Below are 12,166 nucleotides of genomic sequence, written 5' to 3'. Positions count from 1 at the left end.
CCGCGTGTCTCGGTTTCTTGCTATCCAACCGGACCTCCCGCATCGACATGTGGCCCCGCGCGTCGGTGACGCCATGCGGGGCGACATGTTTGCCCTGCGGGCACGGTCAGGTGATGGGACCTGACCTAAACCAGTCTAGGCCGCCCCGCATGGCGTCAACCCCAACCTAGCCTCGAAGGCCGTGGATATGTCCTTCCCGTACAAATGATCGAATCAAGCGTCTGTGCTATTGATGGTAGTGGGGATTGCGCTCGGGGGAAGGTCGATGATTGAAATGAAGGATATGGTGACAATGGGGCTTGGCACCATCGGCGCCGTGCTTGGCGTGATGAACACATGGAGCGCTATGAGCCAGCGCCGTGTTCGCCTTCGTGTGACACCGGCATTTCTGTCCGGGCCAGGCGGTGAGCCGCTTGGGTTTTCGATCGAAGCGATCAACCTCAGCAGCTTTTCTCTGACGCTGTGCGAGATCGGGTTCCGCACCGGTGTCAACCAACGGATGGTAATAAGCAGCTATCGGACGACCGACGGGCAATCATTGCCGCGCCGCCTAGAGCCGCGCGCGGCGGTGACGTTCATGTTTGCGCTGACTGATTTTCCACCAGCAAGCAATTATCGCATCGGGCCAGCTTATGTCCGCACCGCTTGCGGTCGGATCATTACCGGCGACAGCCCGGCGCGAAAGCAGTTCAGTGAGATGATAGCTGAAGTTATCGGGCAGGGGAGACAATGATGCCGAGGGGATATTTCCTCGGGTCTTCTGTCGATATCAGAAAATGTGTCGCCTACGTACGCACGGTTGCAGCGGAGGAAAGCAAATTTCTATTTACACGTTTGATTACACACGAAACAATGCTTCAGAAAGAATCATACAGCGTGGGGGTCGCAATGGATTGGGGCAGTATCGTTGGAAAAGTCGGCGGAAATCAGTATCAGAGCCGTCTCGCAGCGCTTACATCCAAAAATATCGATACGCGGTCTATTGAAGATACCGTTGAGAAGACCATCAAAAACCTCAAAACAAGTGGTGGCAGGTCGTTTGTTATATTCGGAGAACCGCAAAGCGGAAAAACTGAAATGATGATAGCCTTGAATGCCAGGCTACTTGATGAGGGTGCCGGCGTCATCGTCAATCTTCTCACGGACAGCGTGGACCTCCTAGAGCAAAGTTTATCCCGGTTCCGCGCTTCCGGCCTCAGCCCTTCTCCGAAACAGTTCAGTGAACTGCCTCATCAGCCAAAGGACCTTGGCGACAAGAAATGGGTTATCTTCTCGAAAAAGAACGCCAGAGATCTCGAAAAGCTCATCGCGCTTCTTCGCGCGCGGAAGGATATCATTGTTATTGACGATGAGGCCGACTTTGCGTCCCCCAACGCCAAAGTGAACAATGACGAGAAGACGAAGATCAACAAACTCATACACGACCTTTTGGGGGAGAATGGCCAATACATTGGCGTCACGGCGACACCGGCTAGACTCAACCTAAATAATACCTTCGAGAACGATAGCGAGTTATGGGTCGATTTCCTTCCGCACCCGTACTACGTCGGCCAGGATTTCTTTTTCCCTACAGACGGCGTGATAAATTACCGCCTGCACACTTTTAGGGCGGATGAGGGCTCGGAAAGAGGTGAACTGGAGAACGCCATCCTTCATTTCCTCTGTGGCGTCGCCGAGCAGCATAAGCGGGGGCATGAGCAGAATTTCACGATGCTGGTTCATACTAGCGGAAAGCGCGACGAACATGAAAATGATATCGATGTCATACAAAACACGATCACCGCGCTTTCCACACCGTCGCACTCTGGGTTCAACCGGATCGTCAAGAAGCTAGAAAAGACTGCGGAGCAATATTCTCAGGATCATCCTGACGCCATAGTCGAGTTCGTCCTCCGGAATATCGACAGGCACGCTATCGTCGAGATAAATTCCAAGGGTCAAAGTGGTAAAGTGTCCGATATTGCCAAGCCAACCAGTTTATTCTCGTTCGGTGCAGGCGGGAATATTATCTCACGAGGTGTAACCTTCGATAATCTGCTTTCCATGTATTTCACGCGAGCGGTGAAGGGCAAATTTGCTCAAGACACATATATTCAGCGAGCGCGAATGTTCGGTTCTCGCGAGGACTACAAGGAGTATTTCCAGCTCTGGATTCCTACCGAACTCCTAAAAAATTGGACCAAGTGTTTTGCATTTCATAAGCTCGCCATCCAGGCCATGCGCAGCAAGGCAGGGGCGCCTGTCTGGCTCTCAGACCACAAGACAACCCCAACTGCTGCCAACTCCATCGACAAATCGACGGTGGATTTCGAAGGCGGCGAGATGTCGTTCGGCTTGTTTGAATTCGACAAAGACCAATGTGACTCCCTGATGAACCGGAAGGGGCGCTCCAACCAGCAAATGCTGGAAGCGCTGCGCAAGCATTTTTCAGATAGCGAATTCCCAGAATACTTATACGACTACCTGAAGCACGATTTGATAGCCTCAAATGCCGATATTTCGTTCCATCATGCCAGCGGCTTCGGTACCGGTGCAAGTAGCTACACTGACGAGGAAATCAAGAATATCCGCCGTAAGAAGGGAATATTCGCGAACAACGAATTCGCCAGAAGCGAACGGCCAGACGCGCGGCATCACGTAAAGATTTTTTATAACAAGTACGGAAAGGCCCGTCTCTTCTACAAGATTAATGGAAATTCCATCAGATTTATCCAGAACAGAAGATGATTTCAGACGCTTCGAGATACTACGGGTGCGTACTCCACCAAGTCATAGAGCAGCCCGGCCAGCATGTCACCATTCGACGCCTGAATGGCGACATACCTGGTTTTTATCTGATGAACGGCAATCTGCCTTTCTACATCAAATATTCCACGAGCCGCACCGGTCCCTGGAGTTTCAATTTTCAGATGGCCCACCAAGAGCGGCAAAAAGAACTTTTTGATAGCTACGGTGAATGCGTTACAGCCTTTGTTTGTGGGCGTGATGGCATAGCCGCACTGCCTTATACAGAGTTGCAGAAGGTTCTTGACGGTAATTTTGAGCTACAAGAAGGTGTGTCGATACGAAGGCGACACAACCAGATGTATCAGATCAAAGGGCGTAATGGGGCCTTGGATCGGAAGGTCTCACGAAGCAGCCTTTCAGAGATACTTGAAAAATACAATGAAGGGCTGATATGCGAATGAAACATATTCATCCATTTCCGGCGCGTATGGCGCCTGAAATCGCCCTTGAAAAGATACAGTCTCTCAATCCAGGCCAAACGGTTTTAGACCCCATGACCGGTTCCGGCATGGTGCTCTCGCAGGCGGTGCGGAGCGGAATCAATGCAATTGGTGTGGATTTGGACCCGCTTGCGGAGCTGATTTCTCGCGTCGGAGCAACCTCAGTAGATGAGGACGAAGTCCGGGCAGGATTAAACGCGCTTCTTGAGCGGTGCGCGGCAATGTCGGACGAAGTGTTTTTGTCATGGATTGATGAAGACGTCGAGACTGCCGACTTTATCGACTTCTGGTTTGCACCCAAGCAAAAAGAGCAACTGAGAAAGTTGTCCTTTCACTTGATTGCCCAGCCCGTCAACATATCTGAGGGGGCACTGGATGTTCTCAAAGTTGCCTTGTCTCGACTAATTATTACCAAGGAGCCGAAGGCTTCTTTGGCACGGGACACTGCTCATAGCCGACCACACAGGACCATCCGGGAGAATGACTTTGATGTGTTCAGCGCCATGCAGCCTTCGTTGAATCATGTGTTAAGTGCATTGGATAGTCCATCGGTCAAAACAAGAGCGGAAACTTTTTTGGGGGATGCACGGAAACTGACGGTTGTTGAAAACAATTCGATCGATTGCATTGTTACTTCTCCCCCCTACCTGAACGCGATTGACTACATGCGAGGGCATCGCATGTCGCTCGTTTGGTTGGGCTATCGTTTAGAGGACCTCCGTAAAATCCGTGGAAGTGCCATCGGAGCAGAACGTGCCCTGAATAGCAAGCTGAGCGACGATTTCACGGATATGCTTGTTGACCTTGGCCTAGACCAACTCGAAAACAAAAACAAATACATGCTCGATCGATACTTCTCCGACTTGGTACAGCAGGCCAAGGAAGCGTATCGAGTCTTGAAGAAGGGCTCCATTGGAACATATGTGATTGGGAATTCAACGATTCGCGGAACATACGTCCGGAACAGCGAACTTTTGAAGCGTGCCGGAGCGCTTGCTGGCTTTGAGGTCCTGGGCGAAACAGAGCGCGAGATACCCGACCACCGACGCTACATGCCCATGGCGGTCACCACTGGAAATAGCCTCGCGAGCCGCATGCGGACGGAGCACATTATCGATTTTAGAAAACCATTTGGCGAATGAAGTCGGTTGCCAGATTCGGCTTCATGGCGGGCTCGGAGCCCGCAGTAAGGCCGCCTTTCGGCTTTCGTTCCGCAGGCAAGGACTCGACCCCGACTGTGGAGGTCTGCCCCTTGGGGGCAAATGAGAGAGCGGCGGCGTGCGTGCCGCATGGGTTCGCGATGAATTTCCACGAAAACGGAACGGAATCGCTGGCAAATAGCGCCGATTTGCCCCAGATTCGTCCACAGTATCGTACACATACACACTGGAATTTGAAATTTATTAAGTAAATACAGATGGATATTGGTCTGCATCTAGGACTTAAAATCCCTCGGCCTTAGGCTATACGGGTTCGATCCCCGTCGCTCGCACCATCTTCATAAACGTGTTCGAATGTGCTTGTATAATGTGGATAAACCATAGGCAGCGCTTGTCTATGGCGCCGGTGCTGCAAAAAATGTAGGCACTGCGCGGTTGAGTAAGTGTTGTCTTAGTGGGAGTAAGACGATGGTTTACGACTGGGATGGAGCAAGAACGCGACGCATCAGGCTCTTCAAGATGAGCGCCTTCCTGCTCTTGGCAACCGCTGCCGCAGCGGTGCCGCTCTTCTTCTGGGCCTTGCAGATACGCGGGCTGTAGCGTCCCCGCCCACAGGCAAGGTGCGCGCTAGGCGGCGGCATCCGCCCCGGTTTTCGCCTCGCGCCACTTGTTGAAGGCCCAGCCGGCGACCAGTCCGAGTGCCGCGCCCGCCGCCTTGACGCCTGCATCGTGAAGTCGCGCATGCCGCGTCGGCGAAAGGTACTGAAGATATTCGATCGCGACCGCGCCGAAGACCAGCAGCAGGGCAACCGTCTTCCAATGTTTCGGATAGGCAAGGGCAAAAGCCAGACCGGCCGCCAGATAGGCAGCGGCACGGTCGATATCGGGCGTCTCGATCGTATGCGGCCGCATTTCGATCGGCGAAACCGTCACGAACAGGATGAAGGCGAGAAGAAGCCACGCCAGCGGCTTTGCGATCTTGGATGTCATCTTCCCGTCATATTAGCAATTGCTGTGCGCCATCAAGTTAAAAGCCGTCCACGTGACCGCAATTCGGGGACGCGCTTAAGGAAGCCTTTCACAGAGCGAACCGCAAAGGGTGTAATCGGGCTTCTTTCCGCTGGCTGCTTGTGTCATAGCGGCGTCTGGATTTTTGAAGAATGGACGAACGCCCGTGACAAGACACGATGTCGAAGGCGCCGAAGAGGCCATGCGCAGCCTTTTCCCCGCCACGCCGCTGCAGCTCAACGACCACCTTTCCGCCCGCTACGGCGCCGATATCTGGCTGAAGCGCGAGGATCTTTCGCCGGTGCGTTCCTACAAGATCCGCGGCGCCTTCAATTTCTTCCGCAAGGCGATCGCCGAGGGGGCCGGCGGCAAGACCTTCGTCTGCGCTTCCGCCGGCAACCATGCACAGGGTTTTGCCTTTGTCTGCCGCCATTTCGGCGTTCCGGGCGTCGTCTTCATGCCGGTCACGACGCCGCAGCAGAAGATCGACAAGACCCGCATGTTCGGGGCCGGTTTCATCACGATCGAACTTGTCGGCGATTTCTTCGACCAGTGCTACCAGGCCGCCCGCGATCATGTGGACGCGATCGGCGGCGTCATGGTGCCGCCCTTCGATCATGCCGATATTATCGAGGGCCAGGCGACGGTTGCCGCCGAAATCATGCAGCAGCTTCCCGAGGGCACGGTGCCTGACATGGTCGTCCTGCCGGTCGGCGGCGGCGGCCTTGCCGCCGGCATCACCGGTTACCTGGACGGCGTCGTCGCAAAATCCGATTTCGTCTTCGCCGAGCCTGCCGGCGCGCCGAGCCTGCGCCGCAGCATCGAGGCAGGGCAGGTGGTCACGCTTGCCAAGGTCGACAACTTCGTCGATGGCGCGGCGGTCGCCCGCATCGGCGACCTCAATTTCGCGGCGCTGAAGGCGTTTTCGCCCGATCAGGTCAGGCTGATGCCGGAAAACGCCATCTGCGTCACCATCCAGGAAATGCTGAACGTCGAAGGCGTGGTGCTGGAGCCGGCCGGCGCCCTGTCGCTGACGGCGATCGCCGCCATGGATCGCGAGGCCATCAAGGGCAAGACGATCGTCGCCGTCGTCTCGGGCGGCAATTTCGATTTCGAGCGGTTGCCCGATGTCAAGGAAAGGGCCATGCGTCATGCCGGCCTGAAGAAATATTTCATCCTGCGCCTTGCCCAGCGCCCGGGGGCGCTGCGCGATTTCCTCAATCTTCTCGGGCCGCATGACGATATCGCCCGCTTCGAGTACTTGAAGAAATCGGCGCGCAATTTTGGTTCGATCCTGATCGGCATAGAAACGACGGCGCCGGAGAACTTTGCGACGCTGGTCGCCAATTTCGAAAAGGCGGGCATGGGCTTCGAGGACATTACCGAAAACGAGATCCTCGCAAATCTGATCATTTGACTTTGCGTCAACGGTAGTGCGTGCTAAAGGCGGATCATGGCTTCGTTTTTGTCAAATATTCTCTCGGTTTTCTCCGGCGGCAAATCCTCCGGTGAGGCGGCTGCCGGGCCTTCCGGCGAGCCGCAGCTCTATGGCGATTGCACCATCTATGCCGAGCCGCAGAAGGAAGGCAGCCAGTACCGCCTGGCCGGCCGCATCGAAAAGAAGGTTGGCGAGGACGTTCTGGTGCGCAAGTTCATTCGCGCCGATCTCTTCTCCTCCTCCGATGACGCGATCGAATGCACGGTGCGCAAGGCGCAGCAGATCATCGATCAGCACGGCCCCTCACTTTTCAGCGATGGCGAGAAGCTTCGGCAGGTCTGAGCGCCCGTTAGCCGGGAAAGCCTCGTGCGAACTGACATTTCCCGTTGTTTTTCAAAACTATGACAGTATTTTCCTAGTGGAAACCGCTGCCTTGCTCACCTAATCTTAAAGGATTGTGGTGAAGGTGGCGCCTGCAGGTTTTGCAGGGCGCCGCTTGTGTTTGAGCTTTCCGGACGATTGACCAGAAGATCCGCCGCTGCGGCCACGGCTCTCTCGCGCGGTTCTGTCGGCGGCGGAGAGTGGTGATGGAACTCTTCAACACCGCGCTCTTCATCATCGAGGCTGTCGGTTATTTCGTGCTGATGGTCAGTCTTCTGCATTTTCGCCAGCGCCTCGGATTGGGCGTCTTCCTGACCGCGCTCGGCGTCATGCATTTCATGGAGACCTACCTTGCCGCGGTCTTCTATGTCTCGCTGCCCTTCGGGGATGTCTCGCCAGGGTCTTCGATCTTCTTTTCCGGCAAGCTGATGATGATCCTCATGCTCTATCTGCAGGAGGATGCGGCGACCGTCCGCCAGCCGATCTACGGCCTGTTTCTCGGCAATCTCCTGACCGTCTCCATTGCCTGGGTGCTGCAATTGCACCAGCCGCTGGAATTGACGCCCGGCCATCCTGCCGACGTCAATTTCCTCAAGGATATGGGCTGGCTGATGGTCTGGGGCACGGCAATCCTCTATCTCGATTCGCTCGGCATCATCCTGCTTTACGAGAAACTGGGCGACGTCATGCGCCGGCGCGTCGTGCTGCGCTTCATGATCTCCGGCCTTGTGCTTCTGACCTTCGATCAGATCTGCTTCTTCAGCGGCCTGCACTATTTCATGGGCGTTCCGATGGCCGCCTTCTGGGCGGGGTGGAAAGCCAAGATGCTGGCTGTCTGCCTCTATTCCCTGATGTTTGCCGTCTATGAATACCAAGTCCGCCGGGCCGGCGCTGCCGCCTCGGCCCGCTCGATCGGCGATCTCTTCGGCGATCTGACATTCCGCGAGCGTTATAACGATCTGCTGGAACGCACGGGCCGCGATATGCTGACCGGCGTCTACGACCGCAGCCGCATGGAGCTGGAAGCGCCGCTGATGGTGCGCGAGGCGCTGCGGCAGGGCCAGTATGTGACCGTTCTCATCATCGATGCCGACCATTTCAAGGACGTCAATGACGGCTTCGGCCACCTGCAGGGCGACGAAGTTCTGAAGGCCATCGCCAGCAGGCTCGGAACGACGCTGCGCTCCAGCGATCGTATCTTCCGCTTCGGCGGCGAAGAGTTCGTCGCCGTCTGTCCCGGTACGGGTCATGAGGAAGGCCTGCTGCTGGCGGAGCGCCTGCGCTGGACGATCGTGACCAGCGTGAAGACGCCCGATGAGGCATCGGTATCCGTGAGCATAGGCGTTGCGACCGCCGATGAAGACGGCGCCAGCTTCACCACCGTGCTGTCTGCCGCCGACAGCCGGCTCTACGACGCAAAAAAGAGCGGCCGCAACTGTGTCGTCGGCCGCTCCGGCTTGGTAAAGGTCAGCTAAGGCAATTCCGGCAATAGCCCGAAATTGTCTGAGCGAAATGCCGCCTGTCCGGCGCGCTCAGGCGGCGCGGAAGATCTTGGCGCCGGAGGGAGCGCTCGTCATGCCGCCGTCGACGGTGATCTCGATTCCCGTGACATTGCTGGAATCGTCAGAGGCGAGATAAAGCGCAGCCTTCGCGATCTCGTCCGCTTCGCTCATGCGGCCGAGCGCGCTCATGTTGCCGAGCTTTTCTTCGAGCGCCGTCATCGCATCCTGCGTCTGCGCATAGGGAGACCAGATCGGCGTGCGCGTACCGCCAGGCGTCACCTGGTTGACCCGGATGCCGCGCGGCGCAAGCTCGGAGGCGAGGTTGCGGGTCATCGAGCGCACGGCGCCCTTCGTGGCGGCATAGGCCGACCAGCCCGGCGCACCGAGGACGGCATGCACGGAACCGTTGAGAATGACCGAAGCGCCGTCGTTCAGATGCGGCAGCGCCGACTGGACCGTGAAGAAGACCGAGGTCAGGTTGGTGCTGATGATCTTCTCGAACTGTTCCAGCGAGGTCTGGCCGAGAGGTGTGGCGCCGCCGATGCCGGCATTGGCAAAGACGATGTCGAACTTGCCCGTCTTCGACGCGGCCTCGGCGAAGGCCTTCTCGGCCGCCGCAACGTCGGTGAGGTCGATCTTCAGCGCCAGCACATTGCCGCCGAGCGCCTTTTCGGCTGCTGCGAGCGTTTCCGGGTTACGGCCGGTGATGATTACCTTCGCGCCTTCGACAACGAAAACCTTGGCGGTGGCAAGCCCGATACCGCTGTTGCCGCCGGTGATGAGCGCGACCTTGTTCTTGAGACGCATGGGAATGGCTCCTATTGGAAAATCTCTCGATCTGGATTATGATCGATATCTAGAAGGATTATGATTGTAATCCACATAAGTCAAGTCATATTGCCGGGAGATTTTCGATGGGCCATTCGCAACTGGAAAAGCAGAGGACGCACGACAGGATCGTTGAGATCGCTTCCAGGCGTCTGCGGGAGAAGGGGCTTGAGGGTATCGGTGTCGCCGACCTGATGAAGGAGGCGGGCCTGACGGTTGGCGGCTTCTACAAGCATTTCGCCTCGCGTGACGACATGGTGGCCGAAGCCATGAAGCTCGCTTTCGGGTCATGGGAGGCGACGGTGCGTTCGCAGGGCCGCGCACCGGCCGATATTCCGATGGCGGAATATTCGGCCAATTATCTGAGCGAGGATCATCGCAACGACGTGAGCGGCGGCTGCCCCTTTGCCGCGCTGACCGCCGATCTTGCCCGCAGCGGCGAGAAGTGCCGCTCGCTTGCGACGCAACAGCTGAAGACCAATCTCGGGAACATGACGGGCCGCATGGCGGCGGCCGATGAGGCTGAAGCGCGCCGCAAGGCCATCATCGCCTCGTGCCTGATGACGGGCGCAGTCGGCCTTGCACGCATTGCCGACGACGAAAAGCTTTCCGAAGAAATCCTGGAAACGGTCCGGTCCTTCGTCGTTGACCTCGCGGCAAAATGAAAGGCCGGCATTGCGCCGGCCCCTCGAGTGGAACTTCTGAACTTGTCGATCAGGCAGCCAGAGCAAGCTCCTCGACGCGCGACTTGGCAGCGCCGATGGCCTTTTCTGCTGCTTCCGGGCCGAAGGCCAGGCCTTCGACATAGATGGTTTCGATGTCGGTGATGCCGAGGAAGCCGAGAACGGACTTCAGGTAGGGAACGGCATGGTTCATGCCGGCAGCCGGGCCCTGCGAATAAACGCCGCCCGAGGCGAGAACGACATAGACCTTCTTGCCGGTGGCAAGGCCGACCGGGCCGCTTTCGGTATACTTGAAGGTCAGGCCGGCGCGGGCCACATTGTCGATCCAGGTCTTCAGCGAAGAATAGATGTTGAAGTTGATGAGGCCGGTGCCGATCACGATGCTGTCGGCTGCGAGCAGTTCATTGACCAGTTCGTCGGAAGTCTTGACGGCGGCAGCTTCCTCGGCCGTGCGGGCTTCCGGCGGCTTGCGGATGGCTGCGGTGAACAGGTCGTCGATATGCGGCAGCGGATTGACGGCAAGGTCGCGGCGAACGATCGTGCTGCCCGGGTTCTGGGCCTTGAGCTTGTCGGCGAGTTCCACGGCGATCGACGTGGAAAGGGATTCCGAACGCGGGCTGGACGTCAGCAGAAGAATGGAAGACATGGTTGAATTTCCTCTCGAATTGGGTTTCGGCGGCCGTTGGGAGCGGCAGGCCGCTGTGTTCGAAAGAAGAAATAAGGCTGGCCTGATATCCAAAAAACTGGGATAATGTCGATCAAAATTATCGATGGATTGGATGGAAGATGCTTCCCAACCCGACACTGGATCAATTGCAGGTTTTTTTGACGGTTGCCGAAACCGGCAGCTTTTCGGCGGCGTCGCGCGTGCTGAACCGCGCGCAATCGGTCATCAGCTATACGATCGCCAATCTGGAAGCGCAGCTGGAAGTACCGCTGTTCGAGCGCTCCGGCGCCCGCCAGCCGAAGCTGACCGATGCCGGCAAGGCGATGCTGGAGGATGCCCGCCGGCTGGTGGCCGATCTCGAAGTCATGCGTGCCCGCGTCAAAAGCATGAAACAGGGGCTCGAAGCCGAGCTTTCTCTGGCAATCAGCGTTATGGTGCCGGCCAATGCCGTGATGATGGAATTGCGTGAGTTCCGCGAAAAGTTCCCCGGCGTTGCGCTGAACCTCAATGTCGGCGAACTCGGCATGGTCATGGATATGGTCTTGAACGGCAAGGCCGATATCGGCATCGGCGGCGCGCTTCTGCGGCAGGAGGATTCGCTGGTGGCCGAAAAGATCGGCTATTCGTTCATGGTGCCCGTGGTGGCGCCCGACCATCCGCTGGCAGCCATCGGCCGCCCGCTGACGCTGGCCGATGTGCGCGAAGAGATCCAGCTCGTGGTTTCGGATGCCTCCGGGCTGAGCAAGGGGCGCGATTTCAACGTCCTGTCCTACAGGACATGGCGCGTCAGCGACATGGCGACCAAGCACCAGCTCATCAAGGGCGGTCTCGGCTGGGGCGGCTTGCCGGTATCGGTCGTCGGCGACGACATCATGAAGGGCAATCTGGTTGCCATCAAACTTGAGGCTTACGAGCAGGGCGAATACCCGATCTACGCCATGCGCAAGGCGGCCAATCCGCCAGGCCCTGCCGGCCAGTGGCTGATCGAGGCGTTTCGCCGGCGGCTGTCCATGTGCCCGAGCCATGGCGAAATGATCAACATGCTCGGCATAGACGGGCTGCACGCCGTTGCCGAGGCTGCCGAATAGCCGCGCAGTTGACGCTTTTCCGGCCTTTGTTATAACGGCGTCACGGTCAGCAGTTCACCGAGGCGTCGCCGTCCCGCAAGGGAAGCTAAACCTGCTTCAAAGAGATCATCAGCACGTATCCTGTGCCGAAGTCGAAAGCCGGCGACCACCGACACCTTCTTGGGAACGGCGCGTTGAGGATGAG

General features: G+C 57.3%; 13 protein-coding genes. 10 read left to right on the top strand and 3 right to left on the bottom strand.

Translation table 11 applies throughout. The features are described 5' to 3' along the window. Window positions 1-265: 265 nt before the first annotated feature. From ACU8HS_RS01020 to ACU8HS_RS01000, 5 genes are all read left to right on the top strand, one after another. A complete protein-coding gene (locus tag ACU8HS_RS01020; RefSeq protein WP_447015254.1) occupies window positions 266-733 on the top strand; it encodes a hypothetical protein in 468 nt (155 codons plus the stop codon). After that, entirely contained in the window at window positions 730-2,727 is a 1,998-nt protein-coding gene (locus ACU8HS_RS01015; protein WP_447015253.1) for a Z1 domain-containing protein, read from the top strand. The genes ACU8HS_RS01020 and ACU8HS_RS01015 overlap by 4 nt, the downstream gene beginning before the upstream one ends. Further along, window positions 2,724-3,188: a hypothetical protein gene (locus ACU8HS_RS01010; protein ID WP_447015252.1), complete on the top strand. Its 465-nt coding sequence runs from the start codon at window positions 2,724-2,726 to the stop codon at window positions 3,186-3,188. The genes ACU8HS_RS01015 and ACU8HS_RS01010 overlap by 4 nt, the downstream gene beginning before the upstream one ends. Next, complete coding sequence (locus tag ACU8HS_RS01005; RefSeq protein WP_447015251.1) at window positions 3,185-4,369, top strand: hypothetical protein; 1,185 nt, start codon at window positions 3,185-3,187, stop codon at window positions 4,367-4,369. Before ACU8HS_RS01010 ends, ACU8HS_RS01005 begins: the two co-directional genes overlap by 4 nt. 486 nt (window positions 4,370-4,855) lie before the next feature. Beyond that, entirely contained in the window at window positions 4,856-4,987 is a 132-nt protein-coding gene (locus ACU8HS_RS01000) for a hypothetical protein (RefSeq protein WP_377310193.1), read from the top strand. 27 nt (window positions 4,988-5,014) lie between these two features. On the opposite strand, the gene ACU8HS_RS00995 is transcribed toward ACU8HS_RS01000, so the two are convergent. Beyond that, window positions 5,015-5,377 (bottom strand): VanZ family protein, encoded by a 363-nt coding sequence (locus tag ACU8HS_RS00995; protein WP_112572225.1) that lies wholly within the window; start codon window positions 5,375-5,377, stop codon window positions 5,015-5,017. Window positions 5,378-5,561: 184 nt separating this feature from the next. Here ACU8HS_RS00995 and ilvA point away from each other — a divergent pair, with 184 nt between their 5' ends. The 3 genes from ilvA to ACU8HS_RS00980 all read left to right on the top strand — a co-directional run bounded on the left by ilvA (window position 5,562) and on the right by ACU8HS_RS00980 (window position 8,689). Further along, window positions 5,562-6,812 carry a threonine ammonia-lyase gene (gene ilvA / locus ACU8HS_RS00990; RefSeq protein WP_112754257.1) on the top strand — a complete coding sequence of 417 codons (1,251 nt, stop codon included), beginning with the start codon at window positions 5,562-5,564 and terminating at the stop codon, window positions 6,810-6,812. A 36-nt stretch (window positions 6,813-6,848) separates the two neighbouring features. Next, window positions 6,849-7,175, top strand: coding sequence for an HlyU family transcriptional regulator (locus ACU8HS_RS00985; RefSeq protein WP_112704933.1), 327 nt, complete (start codon window positions 6,849-6,851; stop codon window positions 7,173-7,175). A 242-nt stretch (window positions 7,176-7,417) separates the two neighbouring features. Continuing rightward, a complete protein-coding gene (locus ACU8HS_RS00980; protein ID WP_112758654.1) occupies window positions 7,418-8,689 on the top strand; it encodes a GGDEF domain-containing protein in 1,272 nt (423 codons plus the stop codon). Window positions 8,690-8,746: 57 nt separating this feature from the next. Here ACU8HS_RS00980 and ACU8HS_RS00975 read toward each other — a convergent pair whose 3' ends face one another. Further along, window positions 8,747-9,523, bottom strand: a complete 777-nt coding sequence (locus ACU8HS_RS00975; RefSeq protein WP_447015250.1) for an SDR family oxidoreductase — start codon at window positions 9,521-9,523, stop codon at window positions 8,747-8,749. Between the two features lie 107 nt (window positions 9,524-9,630). Between ACU8HS_RS00975 and ACU8HS_RS00970 the strand changes: the two genes are divergently transcribed. Then, the gene (locus tag ACU8HS_RS00970; protein WP_113413436.1) at window positions 9,631-10,209 is read left to right on the top strand and encodes a TetR/AcrR family transcriptional regulator; all 579 of its coding nucleotides are present in this window, start codon (window positions 9,631-9,633) and stop codon (window positions 10,207-10,209) included. 49 nt (window positions 10,210-10,258) lie between these two features. Here ACU8HS_RS00970 and ACU8HS_RS00965 read toward each other — a convergent pair whose 3' ends face one another. Continuing rightward, window positions 10,259-10,873, bottom strand: coding sequence for an FMN-dependent NADH-azoreductase (locus ACU8HS_RS00965; RefSeq protein WP_112572213.1), 615 nt, complete (start codon window positions 10,871-10,873; stop codon window positions 10,259-10,261). A gap of 140 nt (window positions 10,874-11,013) precedes the next feature. Between ACU8HS_RS00965 and ACU8HS_RS00960 the strand changes: the two genes are divergently transcribed. Further along, window positions 11,014-11,982: a LysR family transcriptional regulator gene (locus ACU8HS_RS00960; RefSeq protein ID WP_112572211.1), complete on the top strand. Its 969-nt coding sequence runs from the start codon at window positions 11,014-11,016 to the stop codon at window positions 11,980-11,982. Window positions 11,983-12,166: the final 184 nt, after the last annotated feature.

This window comes from Rhizobium sp. KDH_Rht_773_N, assembly GCF_052946295.1.
This window is presented reverse-complemented; position numbering and strand designations above follow the sequence as displayed.

Bases quoted from the DNA above. Each gene is read 5' to 3' on its own strand.
- ACU8HS_RS01020 (WP_447015254.1), top strand. From the start codon at position 266: ATGATTGAAATGAAGGATATGGTGACAATGGGGCTTGGCACCATCGGC.
- ACU8HS_RS01015 (WP_447015253.1), top strand. From the start codon at position 730: ATGATGCCGAGGGGATATTTCCTCGGGTCTTCTGTCGATATCAGAAAA.
- ACU8HS_RS01010 (WP_447015252.1), top strand. From the start codon at position 2,724: ATGATTTCAGACGCTTCGAGATACTACGGGTGCGTACTCCACCAAGTC.
- ACU8HS_RS01005 (WP_447015251.1), top strand. From the start codon at position 3,185: ATGAAACATATTCATCCATTTCCGGCGCGTATGGCGCCTGAAATCGCC.
- ACU8HS_RS01000 (WP_377310193.1), top strand. From the start codon at position 4,856: ATGGTTTACGACTGGGATGGAGCAAGAACGCGACGCATCAGGCTCTTC.
- ACU8HS_RS00995 (WP_112572225.1), bottom strand. From the start codon at position 5,377: ATGACATCCAAGATCGCAAAGCCGCTGGCGTGGCTTCTTCTCGCCTTC.
- ACU8HS_RS00985 (WP_112704933.1), top strand. From the start codon at position 6,849: ATGGCTTCGTTTTTGTCAAATATTCTCTCGGTTTTCTCCGGCGGCAAA.
- ACU8HS_RS00975 (WP_447015250.1), bottom strand. From the start codon at position 9,523: ATGCGTCTCAAGAACAAGGTCGCGCTCATCACCGGCGGCAACAGCGGT.
- ACU8HS_RS00970 (WP_113413436.1), top strand. From the start codon at position 9,631: ATGGGCCATTCGCAACTGGAAAAGCAGAGGACGCACGACAGGATCGTT.
- ACU8HS_RS00965 (WP_112572213.1), bottom strand. From the start codon at position 10,873: ATGTCTTCCATTCTTCTGCTGACGTCCAGCCCGCGTTCGGAATCCCTT.
- ACU8HS_RS00960 (WP_112572211.1), top strand. From the start codon at position 11,014: ATGCTTCCCAACCCGACACTGGATCAATTGCAGGTTTTTTTGACGGTT.